Origin of the sequence: Vibrio iocasae (assembly GCF_042245395.1) — a bacterium.
In the GTDB taxonomy this organism is placed as follows: domain Bacteria; phylum Pseudomonadota; class Gammaproteobacteria; order Enterobacterales; family Vibrionaceae; genus Vibrio; species Vibrio iocasae.
Genome location: NZ_CP145311.1, coordinates 3,226,674 through 3,248,294 on the forward strand (window position 1 = coordinate 3,226,674; position 21,621 = coordinate 3,248,294).

14 protein-coding genes and 1 riboswitch are annotated in these 21,621 nt (G+C 42.1%); of the genes, 6 read left to right on the plus strand and 8 right to left on the minus strand.

Annotation, left to right across the window (positions count from 1 at the left end):
• Positions 1–7: 7 nt before the first annotated feature.
• Genes SNR28_RS24540 through csrD form a run of 4 tightly spaced genes read right to left on the minus strand, consistent with a single transcriptional unit; the run spans position 8 to position 4,479 of the window.
• Positions 8–355, minus strand: a complete 348-nt coding sequence (locus SNR28_RS24540) for an MSHA biogenesis protein MshK (RefSeq protein ID WP_375751526.1) — start codon at positions 353–355, stop codon at positions 8–10.
• Positions 348–992: a type 4a pilus biogenesis protein PilO gene (gene pilO / locus SNR28_RS24545; RefSeq protein WP_375751527.1), complete on the minus strand. Its 645-nt coding sequence runs from the start codon at positions 990–992 to the stop codon at positions 348–350. Before pilO ends, SNR28_RS24540 begins: the two co-directional genes overlap by 8 nt.
• A 1-nt stretch (position 993) precedes the next feature.
• Positions 994–2,472 (minus strand): MSHA biogenesis protein MshI, encoded by a 1,479-nt coding sequence (locus tag SNR28_RS24550; RefSeq protein WP_375751528.1) that lies wholly within the window; start codon positions 2,470–2,472, stop codon positions 994–996.
• Positions 2,473–2,487: 15 nt separating this feature from the next.
• Positions 2,488–4,479, minus strand: coding sequence for an RNase E specificity factor CsrD (csrD, locus tag SNR28_RS24555; protein WP_375751530.1), 1,992 nt, complete (start codon positions 4,477–4,479; stop codon positions 2,488–2,490).
• 612 nt (positions 4,480–5,091) lie between these two features.
• Between csrD and SNR28_RS24560 the strand changes: the two genes are divergently transcribed.
• The gene (locus SNR28_RS24560; RefSeq protein ID WP_375751531.1) at positions 5,092–6,183 is read left to right on the plus strand and encodes an acyltransferase; all 1,092 of its coding nucleotides are present in this window, start codon (positions 5,092–5,094) and stop codon (positions 6,181–6,183) included.
• Between the two features lie 81 nt (positions 6,184–6,264).
• On the opposite strand, the gene SNR28_RS24565 is transcribed toward SNR28_RS24560, so the two are convergent.
• Entirely contained in the window at positions 6,265–6,804 is a 540-nt protein-coding gene (locus tag SNR28_RS24565; protein ID WP_375751532.1) for a single-stranded DNA-binding protein, read from the minus strand.
• A gap of 287 nt (positions 6,805–7,091) precedes the next feature.
• Between SNR28_RS24565 and SNR28_RS24570 the strand changes: the two genes are divergently transcribed.
• The 4 genes from SNR28_RS24570 (at position 7,092) to SNR28_RS24585 (ending at position 13,552) form a co-directional block, all read left to right on the plus strand.
• The gene (locus SNR28_RS24570; protein WP_375751534.1) at positions 7,092–7,733 is read left to right on the plus strand and encodes a LuxR C-terminal-related transcriptional regulator; all 642 of its coding nucleotides are present in this window, start codon (positions 7,092–7,094) and stop codon (positions 7,731–7,733) included.
• Between the two features lie 133 nt (positions 7,734–7,866).
• Entirely contained in the window at positions 7,867–8,739 is an 873-nt protein-coding gene (galU, locus tag SNR28_RS24575) for a UTP--glucose-1-phosphate uridylyltransferase GalU (RefSeq protein ID WP_375751535.1), read from the plus strand.
• 137 nt (positions 8,740–8,876) lie between these two features.
• Positions 8,877–11,717, plus strand: a complete 2,841-nt coding sequence (gene uvrA / locus SNR28_RS24580) for an excinuclease ABC subunit UvrA (protein ID WP_375751536.1) — start codon at positions 8,877–8,879, stop codon at positions 11,715–11,717.
• A gap of 59 nt (positions 11,718–11,776) precedes the next feature.
• A complete protein-coding gene (locus SNR28_RS24585; protein WP_375751538.1) occupies positions 11,777–13,552 on the plus strand; it encodes a PglL family O-oligosaccharyltransferase in 1,776 nt (591 codons plus the stop codon).
• A gap of 33 nt (positions 13,553–13,585) precedes the next feature.
• On the opposite strand, the gene SNR28_RS24590 is transcribed toward SNR28_RS24585, so the two are convergent.
• The gene (locus SNR28_RS24590; protein WP_375751539.1) at positions 13,586–14,707 is read right to left on the minus strand and encodes a pyridoxal-phosphate-dependent aminotransferase family protein; all 1,122 of its coding nucleotides are present in this window, start codon (positions 14,705–14,707) and stop codon (positions 13,586–13,588) included.
• 157 nt (positions 14,708–14,864) lie between these two features.
• Positions 14,865–15,038, plus strand: a riboswitch (Lysine riboswitch).
• A gap of 126 nt (positions 15,039–15,164) precedes the next feature.
• On the opposite strand from SNR28_RS24590, the gene lysC reads away from it, so the two are divergent.
• A complete protein-coding gene (gene lysC, locus SNR28_RS24595) occupies positions 15,165–16,517 on the plus strand; it encodes a lysine-sensitive aspartokinase 3 (protein WP_375751540.1) in 1,353 nt (450 codons plus the stop codon).
• A 184-nt stretch (positions 16,518–16,701) separates the two neighbouring features.
• On the opposite strand, the gene metH is transcribed toward lysC, so the two are convergent.
• The gene (gene metH / locus SNR28_RS24600) at positions 16,702–20,379 is read right to left on the minus strand and encodes a methionine synthase (RefSeq protein WP_375751541.1); all 3,678 of its coding nucleotides are present in this window, start codon (positions 20,377–20,379) and stop codon (positions 16,702–16,704) included.
• Between the two features lie 115 nt (positions 20,380–20,494).
• Positions 20,495–21,436, minus strand: coding sequence for a homoserine O-succinyltransferase (gene metA, locus SNR28_RS24605; RefSeq protein WP_375751542.1), 942 nt, complete (start codon positions 21,434–21,436; stop codon positions 20,495–20,497).
• Positions 21,437–21,621: the final 185 nt, after the last annotated feature.

Sequence of the window (21,621 nt, forward strand, 5' to 3'; positions counted from 1 at the left end):
TGAAACCTTATTGCTTAATATCCAGCGGAAAGACTCTAAGCTCCCACTGTTTACCACTTCTGGTAACATCGACTTTTTCTGAAGTGATGTTTTTTATTTTGAATCCATTAATTACTTCCCCACGATTTACAATTTTGCTGTTTACAATCGCATAGCAACCATCTTTATCCTTTTCACAAACAATACTTTGAACTGATGGTAATGGGTGTTTTTTCTTTACTTTCGTCTTACTCGTCACCTTAGGTTGAGCCCAGTCCAACGGCGCAGTAGGGTCATCGGCAGCGTAGACTGCATTTCCCAACAAACAGAATGTAGCCATCAACAGACAAGATATTTTCGCTTTATTGCTAACCACCGATAAACTCCAGCCTCGTACCTAATGTATACACTTCCAAAACCAACCTTGCCTTTGGGTACTCTTCAACCTGATATTGAAACTTACTCCAGAAGTATTTCACCGTCATACCTTCCAAAGATTTAAGGTAATCCTTAATCTGAAAGTAGCTTCCCGTGAGCTCTATGCGCACCGGATGAATGTAATAGTTCACTCCTTTGTTATCGGCATCGGCTAGCACAGGTTTAGCCGGTTGTGACTCCAGAGAGACTAATTTAAGGCCTTTGCTGCTAACCAATACTTCCTGAAGCAAGTTAGCCATCTCCCCAGGCGACAACAATCTATCAACCTGCTCAGCAAGCTCTGACGACAGCTCTTGGCTTTTCTCCATTAGTTGCCTTAATTCTTTGTCGATTTCTTTGTCTGGATCTTGTCCTAACCTGTTCTTCAGGCTTTGCATTTCACCTTTCATTGCCAGAATCTGATTAGACTCCGTTTGAATGCGCTTTCTAACCGCTTCATTGTTCTGGATGGCAGGCTCTACCAAAAAAGTCAGCAATAAAAAGAAAAGCCCAGTGCAACCTCCTAGCATCAATAGCCACTTTTCCCGGTTCGACAATGCTAGAAATTTTTCGCTATATTTTTGCCAAAAATCCATACTATTGCTCCTCACCTACAGGAGTGGAGGTAATAAGAGACTCCTTATCTACACTTGTGACAAGCTGGAAAGTCACAACATCATTCTCGTTTCTTCCGATAACTAATTGCTCAAAGTTTCTTCCAACCAGATCTACCTCATTCTTAAACTGTGCCACCCATCGGGGCACACTATCAGGAGTTCTAGCCAAACCGCTTAAATTTAGCTTTTGTTTGTCCAGAATAATCGACGCGACAGAAATATCTCTGGTATCCAACTCAGACAATGAACTCATCACTCCCGAGTAACCAGCCTGTTCAGCAGTATCGAAGTCTCCGATAGCCTGGAGCGAACGTTTCTTATCTTTAATTTCCAGCTTTAACCTTTCCAGTGCTGCAACTTTTGACGGTGTTGGCTTATGGGCAACAACCTGATCCTGAACGCTCTTCAACTCTTGTGTAAGATGATCTGCTTCTCGCCTAACATTTTCAGCTTTATCATTGAACTTAGCATTTTGAATTGAGTAAAAACCGAATAACGACAACATGATCGCGGCAACGATTCCCCAAGAAATAGCGACGTTTGTTAACGTTAAGAGTTCTCTTTTTGGTCTCAGATAAGAAGGAAAGAGGTTGATCCCCTCAGGTGGTAGAATCTGCGCCAACTGTAAAAGTTGTTCTCCACATACCACTCTTTCTTGCTCTGTGGTTGCAAAAACCTGAACACCAAGTCTTTCAGAAAGTGCAGAGACCAGTTCTGACTGGATTTCTTCATCACAGCAAACATACAAGTGATTGATGCTGACATCTCGGTACTGAGATGAAAGGAAATCTGTTGAGCGCTGTATTTCCAAAGCTAAGCTATCGAGCTGAAGATCGCCCATTGCCGTGCCAGTTAATGGCGAGACAACACCGCGAATGACTCGTTGAAAACGAATCTTTCGCTCTACATAGGCACCAATTTTGAAATTAGACTTCTCAGATCGATGAAGCAGCATGAAGTTTGGATAATCACTCTTTAGATGTCCCCAAACTTCATCCTCAGGGATAATTCTGCTTAGAGTTGCCCCTGCATTTTCGATAGCCGCATTAATGCTTCCAAGGGTAGTTTTATTAAGCACATATACCTGCGCCTTTTTCCCATCAAGCACCGGATAGCCATCAGCGACGATATCCGTAACTCTTTCTGATATAAGGTCTTTTAGAAGGAATGGCAGAGCTCCAGACCATTCTTCTTCTGGTATTTCCGGTTTATCTATCTGATAGTTTTGATAAAACTGAGACGAGACGACAACGGTGAACTGGTGTCCAACAAAGTTGGCAACTGAGAGTGCGGAGTCGAGCGTTGATTCCCAACCGGACTCGATAGGAAACTTGTTTATTAAGCCGGCTTTATTATTTGGCTCAGAGCAATAAATGGCGTCGGCCTGAATCACAATATAATTCTGGCTTTTGGTTTTATTTTTTGATGTAAACTTGGCAAGCAATGACTTTAAGTTCATCGTTATCACTTATCTCTAGTATTTTTTACGCCAACGGTTTCTGCGACCAATTTGAACTAACGGAGCTTCTGGCTTAGGAATTATCTGTTTTTCAGCTTGAAACAGCCTTCCTTGCCCACCATCAACACCTAATTCAACTAATGCTCTCCATTCCCTTCCTGTTTCTACACCTACAGCAATAACCTTAGTTTTGGATTTATCACACGCACCAACAATACTTCTAATAAATAGCTGATTTTCCTGCCGTTGTTCGATTCTTTTCACCAAACTTCGATGAAGCTTCAAATAATCAACATTAAGATCTTTAATATAGTGCGTGCTGGTAATTGTCCGCCCTGCCTGCCCAACAATAACGGAACAACCGACTCCTGAAATCATCTTTACTACAGGTCGCATAAAGTCGAGATGCTTGACTAAAGTGCCTTCAGTGAACTCAAAACTCAAAGAACGACGCATATCAGAGGTCATTTGAAGGAGCTCATCTCTCAACCAGCGTACATGATTCCTATCTCTGAAAGGCAGTACGTTTAAGTTTATAGAATAGCATGTTAGTAACTGAGATTCTTTTAATTGGTTAAAAATAGTCTTAAAAACAAGACGATCCAATTGAGCTTCATACCCAACTAATTCAACCGCTGCCATAAATCGAGATGCTTTTAATATCCCGACACCATCATCGTTTATTCGGCTAAATAGTTCGGAGTGCAAGAAACTTGTTTCGTTAGTACTCGGATCAACCAGATAACAGGGCTGCTCAAATATGAGTACTTCTTCTTTCTGGAAAGATTTATCGAACAATGTTCTCCAGCGAACCGTACCTCTTGAATCACTATCTTTGATCTTTTTCTGAAAACGACTCCATGTATTTATGTTTTGTAACTGAGCACTTTTCAGTGCGGTTTCTGCTTCTCCAAGAATATGCCCACGTCGTTCACCTTCGGAGTAGTAAGTTATGCCAATATGGCACCAGTTATCCTTTTCTAAAGGCTCAATCGGCTCAACTTTTTCAAATTGACGAACACACTGGTTTGCCAAAACAGAAATGTCTTTATCTGTCTGATGCGGAATGAGCAGCGCAAAGTCAGAATCATAATAGCGAGAGAAAACAACGTCTGGAAAACGTTGAGAAATGTTGGAAATAATGCGACCCATTTCAATAATAAACTCGTCAGCGACAGATTTATCATTGTTTTCATACACATTCTCCCAATCATTTATTCGAAACAGCATCATGCCACCAGTCGCTCCGCTTTCCTGAAGCGCTGACTCTAACTTACTATCAAACAGTACTCTGTTGGCAGCACCAGTTAACTGATCCAGAAATGTATGTGAACGAATAAACGTATCGAACCGGCTTCGTTCTTGTCTTGCATCTCTAAGTTCTTCGATAAGGGTATCCAGTGCCTCACTTGCAGTATAAGGCCACTCTTGGTGATCACCTTTAGCATATTCTTCAACCCTACCAGCGAGTAGCATCCGCCCTCTTTCTTCCAGCAACTCACTCCCTCTTAATTGCCTTTTTAGCCACTGCACTCCCTGAATTAAAAAAAGAATAACAATAGCAATGGCCAAAGAAATAAATGAAAGAGAGCCCAATGAGTAACTTGAGTCTAAATAGGGAGGCAATACCTGTAGTTCAACTGTTATGTCACCTGAACCTGTTAATATGTATTGTCTGGATATTAAACGATTTCTCTCAGCTGGAGGTAAGTCTTCTTCAAAATGATAAAGGCGTGACTCTGAAGAGTTGATATCCAGCGAAACAATGTGACTAGATCGCAATAGCTTAGGTAACCAAATATCTATCTGTTCAGGAGTCTTTGATGCCACAAACTCTTGCTCAATAACATCAACGATATTTTCCAAGTTCTTATTAAGATAATCCTCACCAACACGTTTGAACGACAGTGTTCCTCCGATAAACAACACAAACATTGCACTTATTACCATTACGGTAATGAATGCGGTCAAGCGGGTGCTGAGTTTAAGTGTTGGTGTATATCTCACTGACAAAGTCCTTTTTGCCTATCGGTTCGCTAACTTAATTATTGCTGCTTATTGATAAAATATGAACCGTATCAAAAGATAATGTCGACATGTATCTCCTAAAAGAGCATATGGATTTGCTTTATAGCAAAAAATTGACTTTCAACAACCGTATTTTAAAGACAACTTTTGATAACTTTGATAACAAAGGCATCGTTATCTATATGTTCATCCACCAACAAAATTCCTAATAGATAAACTTCCTGAATGACACTTGGGGGCACTATGTCAGGAATGGATAGAGTAAAAACACAGCATTCTGTTTGTATGTTAACTTTGACCTGATGATCCGCCCTTCTACCTTTCCTATTATATTTACTTATCACACCCATCAGAAAGAGAGCTTGAGGTTACGTTGAAACCAAGGCCTATAACCTTACTGATACAATCAATTATTAATAAAACCCAACCTTAACAAATAATCTAAATATTTATTAAACATTACTCTCATAGGTGACAATAATAATAACAGAACAGCATTCTGTATGTAAGCTAACTTAACCTTGATAATTAGTTTTTATACCTTACCTATCATATTTAAATACAAAGTTTATTTTATGTATTGGGTATAATATGTTCTTGAAATCAATAGGTAACTTTAGAGGACTAGCGATAATTATTATTGTGGCTGGTCATATGTATAGTACTGGGTTTACTGAGGATGACTTTCTGTCATCAATAATTAGAAACATAATTACTGGGGGAACTTCGCTCTTTGTATTTATCTCTGGATTTATGTTCCATTATGTTTTTTTTAAAAGGTATGATTACAAGAAGTTTTTAACTAACAAATTTAAAAATGTAGGCATACCTTATTTTATACTAAGCACCCTGGCTATAACTATTTCGTATGTTTTACCAAAAGGGTACTTCGAGCCAATCGAAGCTTTGACATTGAATGAGATCAGCATACTTTATGCTGATGGCGCGATGTTCCAACCTGGTGAAGGCACTCTATCGACAGTAATAAAGTATTTTCTTACGGGCTCTGCTCTTGTTGCCTATTGGTATATACCATTTGCTATACTTTTGTTTGCTACTGCACCACTGCATATTAAATTCATAAAATCAGATCTTAAAGTCCAGATACTCTCGATTACGTTATTATCATTGATTTCCATTTTTGCACACAGAGCTGTTAACGGCCAAAATGCAATACAAGATCTGATTTATTTCACACCAGTATATTTGATAGGTATTCTGGTCTCTATCCATTCGAAAAAAGTTAAAGATCTCCTTGAGAACAAAATCATCATATTATTTTTAGGTGTTCTTTCACTGTCTATTATCCAGTATATGACAGGCCATCAAGGTAACTACCACAAACCGATCTTTGAATATGCTGGCATTGATCTTCAATATATTCAAAAGCTGTTTCTGATCTTCGCACTCTATGCTGCATTCGAAAAGTATCAGTTTGAATCTAGAATATTAGATACGATATCTAACACTAGTTTCGCCATATTTTTCATTCACCCATGGATAACACCTGTCGTGGACAAAGTCTATAAAGTGGCTGGAGTAACGCCTACCGAAGGAGAAAACAATATATTTTTATACTGCTTTAGCGTTATTGGTGTTTTGTCTCTATCCGTATTTATAGCCTTGCTTACGAAGAAAGTATTTAGAGAAAGCAAGAACACAAGGTATCTGATTGGATATTAATAGTAAGCAAAGTACTTAAAAAATAAAAAAGCTCCGATATTCGGAGCTTTTTCTATATGACAGTGATGTATATCTTCATTCCTAAAATGGAATGTCATCATCAAAATCCATTGGAGGCTCATTGTACTGCGGTTGCGCTTGTTGAGGAGCCTGTTGTTGAGCTGGTTGCTGTTGCATAGGCTGCTGCTGAACTGGTTGCTGTGGTTGTCCCCAGCCACCTTGTTGCTGCTGCCCACCCATAGCAGGAGCCCCTTGGCCCTGACCCTGCTGACGAGAGCCAAGCAACTGCATTTGACCTGTCGGCCACTGTACGACTACTTCTGTTGAGTAGCGATCCTGACCATTCTGATCTTGCCACTTACGGGTCTGAAGCTGACCTTCAACATATACTTGCGAACCTTTACGAAGGTACTCGCCAGCAATTTCGGCAGTTTTACCGAATAGAACTACACGATGCCACTCTGTCTTTTCGCGTTGTTCGCCAGATGCTTTATCACGCCAAGTCTCTGATGTAGCAATTGTAATGTTTGCAATAGCATTACCATTTGATGCATAACGAACTTCAGGATCTCCCCCTAAGTTTCCCATCAGGATTACTTTGTTTACTCCACGGCTTGCCATGTCTTGCTCCGTTATCTCTTCGAGTTTTCTGCTTAAATTTATGGGTGACAAGAATACCATGTAAATGGTCTCCATCAAGCCTAATAAGCCGATTTGATACGAATTAGATCTTGAAAATGATAATTGCGAAGCACTCCATCATCTCAATTATTGACACTTCAAATAGTTACCAAAACCTCCCTAAATGAAGCGCAAAACCCGAAAAACACTTCTTTTTAACATACCACCTCAAAACAAATCCGTTTTTAATACCTCTGCATGAACCAAATGGATAAGAGGGTCCCAATATGTTTGAAGTGAATAAAATCGTTTATCTGCAACCTGAAGCCTCATCAAGTTCAACCTACACGCCGACACCACTCGAACTATTGATACTCAACCACTTTGAAACCCGTGGTCTAAAATCACTTCCGGCCATAGGGGAATCTGATAAGACTGACAGCACTATTTTCGTTATAAATTATCAATCAGTTCAACTTGAAGAACTCAAGGAGCTAATACTTGAAAAGATACTGGGCCGAAAGACGATCATTATAAATGGCCCAGAGTCCATTCAAACTTCTGAACTTATTACATTAGGGCATGTACGAGGATTCTTTCTTAGCAATGAGAATGAGCCGACTTTTCTAGGAGAAATAAAGAAGATATCTAAGGGGGGGTATCGAATTCCCGAACACATCGCGGCCCAGTTGCTTCGTTATTATCAGTCGGTGCTTCTTAGGCATACAGAGCCTCTTTTTACCAACCTTACGCAAAGAGAAATCGAAGTTTTGCAGTATCTAAAAGAAGGCGTGTCAAATAATAGCCTTGCTGATCAACTTTTTGTAAGCGAACACACAGTAAAATCACATTTGTACAAAATATTCCGAAAATTAAAGGTTAAAAACCGTACCCAGGCGATAGAATGGGCGCATAAGTTTCTTCCGTAACCAGAAAATACAGAAACACGTAAAGCAGGTTAAATTTCAGAAAGTTGTTCCTGCATTAATTTCACTTGCAATACTGTTGTGCTACTGTTTTATAAGAAGTTGATAACAACGCAAATAAATCAAGGGTTTAATAATGATTAAAAAATGTCTTTTCCCTGCTGCAGGCTACGGTACGCGTTTCCTGCCTGCAACAAAGTCTATGCCTAAGGAAATGATGCCTGTAGTAAACAAGCCACTCATCGAATACGGTGTAGAAGAGGCTATTGAAGCGGGCTTAGACGGCATGTGCATCGTAACTGGTCGAGGTAAAAACTCCCTATTCGATCACTTTGATATTAACTACGAACTAGAGCACCAAATTAGCGGTACAAACAAAGAAAACCTATTGGTTGATATCCGTAATATCATGCACTCAGCTCAGTTCACTTATATCCGTCAGAGAGAAATGAAAGGCTTGGGTCACGCTATCCTTATGGGGCGTGAGCTGGTTGGTCATGAACCATTTGCTGTTGTACTAGCGGACGACCTTTGTGTGAATGAAGATGGCGACGGTGTTCTTGCTCAGATGGCAGCTCTTTACAAGCAGTTCCGTTGCTCAATCATTGCAGTAGAAGAAGTACCAGAGGATGAAACTCACAAGTACGGTGTTATCGCAGGTGAAATGATTAAAGACGATATCATCCGTGTAGATGATATGGTTGAAAAGCCAGAGAAAGGTAAAGCACCTAGCAACCTGGCTATCATCGGTCGTTACATTCTTACTCCAGATATTTTCGAAATCATTGAAAATACAGAACCAGGTAAAGGTGGTGAGATTCAAATCACTGATGCACTACTTAAGCAAGCGAAAGCTGGCTGTGTTCTGGCGTACAAGTTCAAAGGTAAGCGCTTTGACTGTGGTAGCGTTGATGGTTACATCGAAGCGACTAACTACTGCTACGAAAATGTCTACAAAAAAGATATGCAAAAGCAAGAGCTGGACAAACACTCTACTATCAAAAAGTAACAGTGCCAACTCTACTTATCTAAAATATGCTGCCAATTGGCAGCATATTTTTTACTGTTTTTTTATCCAGTATTTTCTTTGCTCTAATCTGAAGCTGTGCGATACTTAGCAAATTGACTGCAAAATGAGCTCAAAGAATGGAACAGATAGAAGTCAGAGGCGCTCGTACTCATAACCTTAAGAATATAAACCTGACTATCCCACGTGATAAGTTAATTGTAATAACTGGCTTGTCTGGTTCAGGAAAGTCATCACTGGCATTTGATACACTCTACGCAGAAGGCCAAAGGCGTTATGTTGAATCACTATCAGCATATGCAAGACAGTTCCTTTCTCTTATGGAGAAGCCAGATGTAGATCATATTGAAGGCCTTTCTCCCGCGATTTCTATTGAGCAAAAGTCAACTTCTCATAACCCTCGCTCTACTGTGGGCACCATTACAGAAGTATACGACTATCTTCGACTTCTCTATGCACGTGTAGGTGAACCTCGTTGCCCGACTCACCACGCTCCTCTATCAGCACAAACCATCAGTCAAATGGTAGACAAAGTTCTTGAGTTACCGGAAGGCTCTAAGATGATGTTGCTCGCACCGATCATCAAAGAACGCAAAGGTGAACATGTAAAGACATTAGAAAATCTTGCAGCACAAGGTTTTATAAGAGCAAGAATCGATGGTGAAACCTGTGATCTTTCTGATCCACCACCTTTGGAACTACATAAAAAGCACACCATCGAAGTAGTCGTTGATCGCTTTAAGGTTAGAGGTGATCTACAGCAAAGGCTTGCAGAATCCTTTGAAACTGCAATCGAACTATCAGGTGGCATCGCTGCTGTTTGCTGGATGGATGACAACAATAAAGACGATATTATCTTCTCTGCTAACTTTGCCTGTCCGCATTGTGGATACAGCATGCAAGAACTAGAACCTAGATTGTTCTCGTTCAATAACCCTGCCGGTGCCTGCCCTACCTGCGACGGTTTAGGTGTTCAGCAATACTTTGATGCAGAAAGAATTATTGTCGATGACAATCTAAGTATCGCTGAAGGTGCAATAAAAGGCTGGGATCAGAAAAACTACTATTACTTCCAAATGCTCTCCTCTTTGGCCGAACATTATGGTTTTGATTTGTTTGCTCCTTTCAAAACTCTTCCCAAAAAGATCAAAGATGTCATTCTAAAAGGTTCAGGAAGAACAGAGGTTGAGTTCAAGTACATCAATGATAGAGGTGATATTAGGGTTAAGCGTCACCCGTTTGAGGGCATTTTAAACACACTTGAACGCAGATACCGAGACACTGAATCTAATGCCGTTAGAGAAGATTTAGTTAAATACATTTCGACTAAAGAGTGTGCAACCTGTGATGGCACTCGCCTGAGAACTGAAGCCAGAAACGTATTTATTGGCGAAACTGCTCTGCCTTCTATCGTTGAAATGAGCATCAGTGATGCGATGGCATTTTTCCAACAACTCGAACTGACTGGCCAGAAAGCACAAATTGCAGAGAAGGTAATGAAAGAGATCAATGATCGCCTTCATTTCCTTATAAATGTTGGACTGAATTATCTCAACTTATCCCGAAGCGCAGAGACTCTGTCCGGCGGTGAAGCCCAACGTATTCGTTTAGCCAGTCAGATCGGCGCTGGTCTTGTAGGCGTTATGTATGTTCTTGATGAACCTTCTATTGGCCTCCACCAGCGAGATAACGAGAGACTATTAAAAACACTCACTCACTTGCGTGATCTTGGTAATACTGTTCTGGTTGTAGAACACGATGAGGATGCAATTCGGGCTGCTGATCATGTTATTGATATTGGCCCTGGTGCGGGTGTTCATGGTGGTACTGTTGTTGCAGAAGGCACTATGGATGAAATTATTGAAAATCCAAACTCGCTGACCGGTCAGTATCTGAGTGGCAAACAGTCGATTGAAATTCCTGCAGAGCGAACACCAATCAACCGCAAGAAAATGGTTGAACTGGTTGGTGCATCAGGAAATAACCTGAAAGATGTCAACCTTTCTCTGCCTGTTGGCCTGTTCAGTTGTGTCACGGGTGTATCAGGTTCAGGAAAATCGACTCTGATTAATGATACTTTCTACAAAATTGCTCATACAGAGTTAAATGGCGCAACTACCGCTGAAGCTTCCCCTTACAAAAAGATAAAAGGGCTGGAGCATTTCGATAAGGTTATCGATATAGATCAGAGCCCAATAGGAAGAACTCCACGTTCAAATCCGGCAACTTACACAGGTATTTTTACTCCTATTCGTGAACTATTTGCTGGTACTCAAGAGTCTCGTTCACGAGGTTACAAACCAGGTCGATTCAGTTTCAATGTCCGAGGTGGACGCTGTGAAGCGTGTCAGGGCGATGGGGTTATCAAGGTTGAAATGCACTTCCTTCCCGATGTATATGTTCCATGTGATGTCTGTAAAGGGAAACGCTACAACAGAGAAACCCTGGAAGTTCGCTACAAGGGCAAATCCATTGATGAAGTCCTGGAAATGACCGTTGAAGATGCAAGAGAGTTCTTCGATCCAGTTCCCGTTATTGCAAGAAAACTTCAAACCTTGATGGATGTTGGCCTCTCGTATATTCGTTTAGGTCAGGCTGCGACTACTTTATCCGGTGGTGAAGCCCAAAGGGTAAAATTATCCCGAGAGCTTTCTAAGAGGGATACAGGAAAAACGCTCTATATTCTGGATGAGCCTACCACTGGTCTTCATTTCCATGATATTAAGCAGTTGCTGGCGGTTCTGCATAGGCTACGCGATCACGGCAATACCGTTGTGGTCATCGAGCATAACCTGGATGTCATCAAAACTGCTGACTGGATAGTTGATCTGGGCCCCGAAGGCGGTGAAGGTGGTGGTCAAATCATCGCACAAGGAGTCCCTGAAGAAGTGGCGAAAGTCGAAGGTTCTCATACAGCTCGATTCCTTAAACCTATGCTCTTCAAACCTATGCTGAAATAGGAAAAAAAGGTAAAGTATGAGGAATAACACCAGCATAAAGTAAGGATACGTCCACAACCATGGCAATTGTGCATTTAAGCGGAACTAAGTTGGCTGCTCAAAAAGTCAAAGCTCCACTAAACCGACAGTTTATGTATGCCATGGGGCTCACCTTTATGCTGGCAATGCACTTTTACATGCCCAACCCTGGTGGGTTCGGGCTAGAACTGCCATTTAATAGCGTTACCTGGATATTCTTAAGTTTCGCACTGGGATTCGGATTCTACCAAACCGCAAGAAATCGGGTATTCAGGTACACAAAGCTCACTATTGCGTTGCTGATAAGCAGTATCATTTTAACCCTACCCATTCTCTATACCAATGCATCCCCATCAGGAGCCATTGAACGATTAGTTGCACTTTGGACGGGTTGGTTACTCTTCTTTGTTCTTCAACAGTTTTCGCTGAGCAACCGACATAAACAACGATTACTTTGGTTCATTGTTATCGCTGTGGTGATTCAGACGGTGTTCGGGTATATCCAGTACTTGTTTCCACCAGACCTAAGTATATTAGGGATGAATCCACATCAATCCAGGCCATATGGAATATTCCAGCAGCCAAACGTCATGGCGAGTTTTCTTGCTACTGGGTTAGTGTTGTCCGGGTACCTTCTTGCAAGACAGCAACAAAAGTATGGTCAAAGACTTTCTCGCACCACACTACTTTATTTAATGCCAGCAGTAACAGTGCCACTGATCGTCGTTCTTGCCTCTAGGACGGGTTGGTTGGGAGCTTCTTTAGGTACCGTATTGGTACTCCCATACCTTTATAAGTTCTCTACTAAAAGGCGATTATTTGGTTGGTTTACATCTGTGATTGTCGGCATTGCGGCTGGATTCATGCTTAGCTACTCGACAGGTAATACCAATCAAATTATAGAGAAGGCAGATCTAGATGGTGTCCGTAGCATAACCTACCCTCAGGCAGTCGATATGTTTATCGAGAAACCTTTTACTGGTTACGGTTATGGACGATTCGAGCCAGAATACATTGTCTATACCGCAAGGCAGCATCAACTCAACCCAAATTACTTTCCCGGAGTTCCTTCTATGGAACACCCTCACAATGAACTTCTTCTTTGGGGAGTGGAAGGTGGCTTGGTATCCTTAATTGGTATCGCGATAGCTGTTTTGTTTGTTTTGGCTAAGCTGATGTCGGTAAGGAATGGGACACGGCTGGCAATTACCGCTCTGTTCGTCCCGATAGTCATACACACCCAGCTGGAGTATCCGTTTTATCATTCAGCGATTCATTGGATAGCATTTATTGTTCTACTGTTCTGGCTTGATCAGCGCTCAGCGAACTATAAAAACTACCATTTTTCTAAGCTAACCAGACTTTCAATGCGCTTAAATAGTCTATTGCTACCAGCAATAACAACAGCTTTTATGGCAACTGTACTGCATAGTAATTATGTACTCATCAAGTTCGAAACTTCATCACCCAAGAACCCTGAAATACTCGAAAAGCTAACTAATAAAATCGCGTGGAAGGACCGAATAGACTGGGATATATATAGCTCATACCTTAAGCTTGGCTTGGTAACCGGAGAAAAAAATCTTCTTAAACCTTATGTAGATTGGTCTTCAGAAGCGATAAAACATAAACCTCGAATTGATATGTATAAAAATCTGATCATTGCATATCAGGGAATGGGACAAGAAACAAAAGCAGAACAAATAAGAGATGAAGCCCAGTACTTATTTCCTAATACGGATTTCAGCAATGTCCAGTTAGTAGATGATTTACCACAACGCTCTGAAGAGCAGAATGAAGCCACCCCTGAAAGTTAATGAGGAGGCAAAGCCTCCTCGTATTTAGTCCAGCTACTCAGTCAGTACTTCTTCTAAAGCTTTCAGGCAAAGTGTGACATTTTCGTTTTTAGCGGCATAACCCATCAGGCCAATTCGCCACGCTTTTCCTGCTAATGCTCCTAAACCTGCCCCTATCTCAAGGTTGTACTCATTCAACAGTCTGGATCTTACAGAAGCATCATCCACACCTTCAGGTATAAATACAGCATTAAGCTGAGGCAAACGGTATTCTTGTTCAACCACAAAAATCATACCTAGTTTTTCAAGGCCACCTCTTAACTTTTCATGCATCGCAGCGTGGCGGGCCCAGGCATTTTCTAACCCTTCATTTTTCAAAATAAGCAAAGCTTCATGCAGAGCATACAAGCTATTTACCGGAGCGGTATGATGGTAGCTACGCTTGCCTTCCCCACTCCAGTACCCCAGAACCAGACTCTGATCTAAGAACCAACTCTGAACAGGTGATTGACGACTTTTTATTTTCTCTACCGCTTTTTGAGAGAATGTTAAAGGTGCTAACCCTGGTACACAAGACAGGCATTTCTGGCTACCTGAGTAAACCGCATCCAACCCCCACTCATCTACTTTAAGCGGTACACCTCCCAGAGATGTAACAGTATCAACAATCGTTAACGCACCTCTTTCCTGAGCTAATTCTGCTAGTGCCTGAGCGTCACTCTGCGCACCAGTAGAGGTCTCCGCATGTACAAAAGCAACTATCTTTGTATCAGGGTTAGCATCTAGCGCTTCTTTAACCTTATTAACGGATACAGGGGAGCCCCATTCATCATCAACGACGACTACTTTACCACCACAGCGTACGACGTTTTCTCGCATACGCTCACCAAATACACCATTTCGGCAAACAATGACTTTGTCACCAGGTTCTACTAAGTTGACAAAACACGCTTCCATACCAGCACTACCCGGAGCCGAAACGGCAATGGTGAACTCATTTTCTGTCTGGAACGCATATTTCAACAGTTGCTTAAGTTCATCCATCATCTTTATAAAAAGCGGGTCAAGGTGGCCAACTGTCGGGCGACTAAGCGCTTGCAAAACCTGTGGTGATATATCGGATGGCCCGGGCCCCATCAATGTTCTACGTGGTGGATTAAAGCTGTTAATTGTCATTGTTATTCCTTGTTTATTATATTTCGGTAGGACCTAGTTAGATTAGATCATTTCTACCTCTGCCACAATTCAGCTCAGATATAGTGAATATTATTTAGCTAAATATTCATTTTAGCGATTGACTTTTGAGCACTAAAAACGTTCAATGAAAAGGCATTTATGCAGAAGAGGAGCATTGCCCAGGCAGGTGTTTAGTGGAGCCACAACTCCAATACTAATCACTCAGGGGGAGCAGTGCCGAGATGAGTATTCATTGTGGACGAATAGTTGTCGGGTAGTCAGGTTGAATCCTGCTAACTGTCACCAGCAATGGTGAAGAGCTTCTGAGGTATACGCATCTTTTCTTTGCCTTTCCTCTACTCTCTGACTCTCTCTTCAAAATGTTACCGCTATTTAGGACTTTTCCATTTGAGTCCAGTAGCACAAATTTGTATTAAAAAATTTTGGAGAAATGCCTGTGAGCGCATTCAATGTTGCTAAATTTGGTGGAACCAGCGTTGCGAATTATGAAGCAATGAGCCGTTGTGCTGAAATTATAGAATCAAACCCAGACTCTAAGCTTGTCGTTATTAGTGCCTGTTCTGGTGTAACTAACTTATTAGTTGAACTGGCTAATGGTGTGCAAGATGAAAGTCGACGCCAGGATATCATTGAACAGCTGGAACAAATTCATTACTCGATCATTGACCAACTTTCTAACCCTTCTGTAACACGAGAAGCTATCTCTTCGCTATTAAAAAGCGTAGCTTCAGCAGCAGAAGCGGCATCTTTTCAGAGTAGTGATAAACTGACTGACCATATCGTGGCATATGGCGAAAGAATGTCGACGCATATCCTCACTCAGATAATGAACGAGAAAGGGCTAGAAACGGTTCGTTTTAATATTCGAGATATCATGCGCACCAATAGTGCGTTTGGTAAAGCAGAACCTGAGCTTGAAACGATCGCCGATCTGGCGAAAGAAAAGTTGACTCCTCTTTGTCAGGAAAAATTTGTAGTTACTCAGGGCTTTATTGGTTCTGATGCTGAAGGGGCAATTACTACATTTGGACGTGGAGGCAGTGACTATAGTGCCGCTCTCATTGCAGAAGCAGTGGAAGCTGCAGGCCTTCAGATCTGGACAGATGTTCCAGGTATTTATACTACCGACCCAAGAATTGCTCCAAAAGCCTCTCCAATTCCAGAAATCAGCTTTAGCGAAGCATCAGAGATGGCTAACTTTGGTGCAAAAATCCTTCATCCATCGACACTTGTTCCAGCGCTTCGTCACGGTATCCCAGTGTTTGTAGGTTCATCTAAAGAACCAGAGAAAGGTGGCACATGGGTTAGGCAAGAAGCTGAAAGTTCACCTCTGTTCCGTGCAGTCGCATTACGTGGTAATCAAACCATGATTACGCTTCGCAGCGCTAATATGTTCCAGACCTATGGTTTCCTGGCGAAGGTATTCCAAATTCTGGCTGCACATAAGATCTCTGTAGACCTTATCACTACTTCAGAAATCAGTGTTTCATTAACCTTAGATCAAACAAATACCGCGGGTGGTGCGCCTGAACTACCAAAAGAGGTTCAGGAAGAGCTTGAGGAATTATGTACCGTAGAGGTAGATCAGGGCCTTTCTCTAATAGCACTGATTGGCAATAACATGAGTCTGGCAAGAGGTTACGCTAAGAAGGTATTTGGCACTTTAGAAGACTTTAACCTGAAGATGATTTGTTATGGTGCGAGTGCACATAACCTTTGTTTCCTATTGGAAGAGTCAGAAGCGAGAAGAGCAGTGCAGATGCTTCATATGGAGTTGTTCGAAGATTAATTAGTGCACTGTTTCCACTTAGTGGGAATGATTACGCAAACCGCTCAAGACATCTCTGTACGCTTAAAACAAGGGCATCCATGCCCTTGTATGTTTGCTCCACCACACCCACTAAGCAGAAATCTAAAAAAATAGGTGCTACATATGCGCACCTATTTACAAACACTTTCAAGCTAAGAATTCGCTACAAGTTAGGCGCTAGCCACTTCTCTGCCTCTTCAACACTCCAACCTTTACGTTGTGCATAATCTTCTAGCTGGTCCTGCTGGATCTGAGCAACAGCAAAGTACTTAGACTCAGGGTGTGAGAAGTACCAGCCAGAAACGGATGCACCTGGCCACATTGCGTAGCTAGATGTTAACTGCATACCAATTTTGTTCTCTACATCCAGTAGATCCCAGATTTGCTGCTTCTCTGTATGCTCTGGACAAGCTGCGTAGCCTGGAGCCGGACGCATTCCCTGATAGTTTTCTCTGATCAGCTCTTCGTTCGAGAATGATTCATCTGGAGCGTAGCCCCAATACTCTTTACGAACCTTCTCGTGTAGGTACTCTGCAAAAGCTTCGGCTAATCGGTCAGCAACAGCCTGAACCATAATAGCGTTGTAGTCGTCACCTTTCGCTTTAAACTCATCTGCAAGCTCTCGCTCACCAATACCACCAGTTACAGCAAAGCAGCCAACCCAGTCTTGTTTATCACTGGATTTAGGCGCAACGAAATCGGACAGACAATAGTTATAACCTTTCGGCTTTAAAGTTTGCTGACGTAAATTAAAGAGAACATTTGAGACCTCAGTGCGAGACTCATCAGTGTACACTTCAATATCATCACCAATGTTGGCAGCCGGAAACAAACCACAGATACCGCTTGCTGTGAATAACTTCTCAGATTCCACTCGATCCAGCCAATCGTTAGCGTCTTTAAACAGCTTCTTCGCTTCCTCACCAACCTCTTCATGCTCTAGTATCGCTGGGTATTTACCCATTAGCGACCAGGTCATAAAGAATGGAGTCCAGTCGATATAGTTCCTCAATGTCGCAATATCCATATCTTCGATGATATGAACACCAGGCTTGGCTGGTTTAGGTGGAGTGTACGTATCCCAATCCAAAGCGACTTTATTTTCACGAGCCTGCTCTAGTGTAACTGGCTTGCTACGAGGTTTTTTACGGTTGTGCTGCTCACGAACTTTTTCGTATTCTTTATCCAGCCTTTCAATGAATGCAGGACGTAGCTCGTCAGATAATAGTGTTGTACAAACACCAACCGCTCGAGACGCATTATTTACGTAAACAACAGGCTTAGAGTAGTTCTGCTCAATCTTGACGGCTGTATGGGCTTTAGAGGTTGTTGCACCACCAATCATTAGTGGAATATCAAAGCCCTGTCGTTCCATCTCCTTAGCAACATGAACCATCTCATCCAGAGACGGGGTAATAAGACCAGACAGACCGATAATATCTACATTCTCTTCCTTAGCGACTTTCAAAATCTTTTCGCAAGGAACCATTACGCCAAGGTCAATGATCTCAAAGTTATTGCACTGAAGAACAACACCAACAATGTTTTTGCCGATGTCATGAACATCACCCTTTACCGTAGCCAGTAATATCTTACCGTTTGAGCTGCCTGATTGTTTTTCAGCATTAATGTAAGGTTCAAGGTGAGCAACGGCCTGCTTCATTACACGGGCAGATTTAACCACCTGAGGTAGGAACATCTTACCCTCACCGAACAGATCACCCACCACGTTCATGCCATCCATCAAAGGTCCTTCGATTACCTCTAGTGGTCTGGATGCCTTCTGGCGCGCCTCTTCTGTATCCTCGGTAATAAACTCAGTTATACCTTTCACCAACGCATGCTCAAGGCGCTTTTCTACTGGCCAGGTTCTCCACTCAAGAGCCGATGCATCGTCTTGCTTACCTACCGCTTTTTCGAGGTACTCTGCAGCAATTTCCAATAGGTTTTCAGTTGCATCGTTGTGTCGGTTAAGGACGACGTCTTCTACCGCTTCACGGAGCTTATCAGGTACATTGTCATAAATTTCAAGTTGTCCGGCATTTACAATCCCCATGTCCATACCGTTCTTAAAACAGTGGTATAGGAACACTGCGTGAATCGCTTCTCGAACGTAGTTATTTCCTCGGAATGAAAAGGAGACGTTAGACACGCCACCAGAAACCATGGCATGTGGTAGATCGCGTTTGATATCAGCTACAGCTTCAATAAAATCGACCGCGTAATTGTTGTGCTCATCGATACCAGTAGCGACAGCAAAGATGTTTGGGTCGAAAATAATATCTTCCGGTGGGAAGCCAACTTCATCAACCAGAACTCGATATGCATTGGTACAGATTTCAATTTTACGTTCACGGGTATCCGCCTGACCAACTTCGTCAAAAGCCATTACAATGACAGCGGCACCATAGCGACGAATAAGTTTTGCCTGTTCGACAAACTTCTCTTTACCCTCTTTTAGAGAGATAGAGTTAACGATGCCTTTACCCTGAATACATTTAAGGCCCGCTTCAATGACCTCCCATTTGGATGAGTCGACCATGATAGGTACTTTCGAGATTTCAGGCTCAGAAGCACATAGGTTCAGGAATTTTACCATACAAGCTTCGGCATCAAGCATCCCTTCATCCATATTGATATCGATGATTTGGGCACCGTTCTCAACCTGTTGGCGGGCAACTTCTAATGCTTCATCGTAAAGCTCTTCTTTTATAAGGCGCTTGAAGCGAGCGGAACCAGTTACGTTTGTCCGTTCGCCAACGTTTATAAACAGAGACTCTTTAGCGATACTTAAAGGCTCAAGACCAGAAAGGCGACACTCTACTGGCAGATCAGGTAAGTCACGAGGCTTCTTGCCATCAACGATATCCGCTATAGCTTTTATATGCGCTGGTGTCGTGCCACAACAACCACCCACAATATTTAGGAAACCACTATCAGCCCACTCACCAATATGCTCTGCCATATCCTCCGGAGAGAGATCATACTCACCAAATGCATTAGGTAAACCCGCATTAGGGTGGGTAGAAACGTAATTCTCTGAGATACGAGACATCTCTTCTACATATTGACGCAATTCATCTGGTCCCAGTGCACAGTTAAGACCAAAGGAGATAGGATTTACGTGGCGCAGTGCGTTATAGAAGGCTTCTGTCGTCTGACCGGAAAGAGTACGGCCCGATGCATCTGTAATGGTTCCAGAGATCATTACAGGCAGCTTTACACCAAGCTCTTCGAAAACAGTGTCTACAGCGAATGCACAAGCTTTAGCATTCAAAGTATCGAAGATCGTCTCTATAAGGATAAGATCCGAACCGCCTTTAATCAGTGCGCGGGTAGATTCAGAGTAGGCTTCAACAAGTTGATCGAATGAGATATTTCGATAACCCGGATCGTTTACGTCAGGTGAGATTGAACAGGTACGGTTTGTTGGACCAAGGACACCGGCAACAAAACGAGGTTTTTCTGGGGTTTTAGCTGTCCACTCGTCCGCAATGCGTCTTGCCAGTTTTGCCGATTCATAGTTAATTTCTTCACTAAGGCTTTCCATCTCATAGTCAGCCATCGCGATAGTGGTAGCATTAAAGGTATTGGTCTCAAGTATATCTGCACCAGCTTCCAGGTAGGCATCATAGATCTCTTCGATGATCTTTGGCTGAGTCAAAGAAAGAAGGTCATTGTTCCCTTTGAGGTCACACTGCCAGTCAGCAAAGCGTTCTCCTCGGTAATCCTCTTCCTCAAGCTTATACCCCTGAATCATGGTTCCCATAGCACCATCTATTATCAGGATTCTTTTTTTCAGCTGCTCTTCTATTATTTTTCGGATGTTGCTTGCTGTCACAGTGTCTACTTCCTAAATATATTTATTATCTGAGCATCCTATCACACGGAGTCTGTACCCAGATGTTGATTATTCTGCATGTTCTTGTTGAGTAATTTTAATAGTAATTGTCGAATTACTCATCAACTGTGAAGTTTTCTTCAGAGAAGTGTTCCAGATCGTAAGGGGTTTGCTGATAAACGCAGTAGTTCAACCAGTTAGAAAACAGAAGGTGTCCATGACTACGCCAGCTCGCGATGGGTTTATTATCTGGATTATCGTTAGGATAGTAGTTAACCGGGATAGCAGGGTCCATACCCTCTCCAAGATCACGAACGTACTCGTTGTGTAAAGTGTGAGAGTCGTATTCAGGATGACCTGTTACAAATACATTCCTTTTATCTTTTGTCGCGGCAAGGTAAACCCCGGCGACATCAGAAACGGCCAGAATATCCAGATCTGTATGCTCTTCTAGAAACTCTGGAGAGAAGTCCGCATAACGTGAGTGGGGGGCAAGAAAAGTATCATCAAAACCACGAAGTATTGGATGAAACTGATGCTGAATCTGATGATGATATACACCTGACAGTTTCTCTTTTCTAGTTTTTTTAGGCAGGTCGTAAAGGAGTTTCAAGCCAGCCTGAGCAGCCCAACATACAAATAGTGTTGAGGTTACGTGCTTTTTCGCCCAACTCATGATCGTTTCAAGATGCTCCCAATAAATCACATCTTCAAACTGAACTAAGCCAAGTGGTGCTCCGGTTATGATCAATCCATCAAAGTTACGTTCTTTCACCATTTCAAACTGACGATAGAAGGTATCCAAATGTTCAGTAGGGGTATTCTTGCTAGGACGATTGTCTATTCTCAGAAGTTCCACATCGATCTGTAGTGGACTATTTGAAAGAAGACGCAAAAACTGAGTCTCTGTCTCAATTTTTTTTGGCATCAAGTTGAGAATTAAGACCTTAAGTGGACGAATTTCCTGAGTAGAAGCTCGCGACTCTGGCATAACAAATATATTTTCATTACGCAGTACATCGGATGCAGGTAATTGATCGGGAATCTTAATAGGCACAACTCTTCTCCATAAGCTATCTAGACGTCTATACACCCAATTTAGCTTATGAGTTGAACCATGTCGAGTAAAATGTGATCTATATTGCGTTGTTCTCAGATATTTGATTTTTCTTCAAACGCAAAAAAGCCTTGTCTTTCGTCGGGGACGCCTAGTTATACCAATTCCATTAATTTTGTGATCTA

What these genes read in the sequence shown, in the direction of transcription:
- pilO (WP_375751527.1), bottom strand. Translation starts at nt 992, where the DNA reads ATGGATTTTTGGCAAAAATATAGCGAAAAATTTCTAGCATTGTCGAAC.
- SNR28_RS24550 (WP_375751528.1), bottom strand. Translation starts at nt 2,472, where the DNA reads ATGAACTTAAAGTCATTGCTTGCCAAGTTTACATCAAAAAATAAAACC.
- SNR28_RS24560 (WP_375751531.1), top strand. Translation starts at nt 5,092, where the DNA reads ATGTTCTTGAAATCAATAGGTAACTTTAGAGGACTAGCGATAATTATT.
- SNR28_RS24565 (WP_375751532.1), bottom strand. Translation starts at nt 6,804, where the DNA reads ATGGCAAGCCGTGGAGTAAACAAAGTAATCCTGATGGGAAACTTAGGG.
- SNR28_RS24570 (WP_375751534.1), top strand. Translation starts at nt 7,092, where the DNA reads ATGTTTGAAGTGAATAAAATCGTTTATCTGCAACCTGAAGCCTCATCA.
- galU (WP_375751535.1), top strand. Translation starts at nt 7,867, where the DNA reads ATGATTAAAAAATGTCTTTTCCCTGCTGCAGGCTACGGTACGCGTTTC.
- uvrA (WP_375751536.1), top strand. Translation starts at nt 8,877, where the DNA reads ATGGAACAGATAGAAGTCAGAGGCGCTCGTACTCATAACCTTAAGAAT.
- SNR28_RS24585 (WP_375751538.1), top strand. Translation starts at nt 11,777, where the DNA reads ATGGCAATTGTGCATTTAAGCGGAACTAAGTTGGCTGCTCAAAAAGTC.
- SNR28_RS24590 (WP_375751539.1), bottom strand. Translation starts at nt 14,707, where the DNA reads ATGACAATTAACAGCTTTAATCCACCACGTAGAACATTGATGGGGCCC.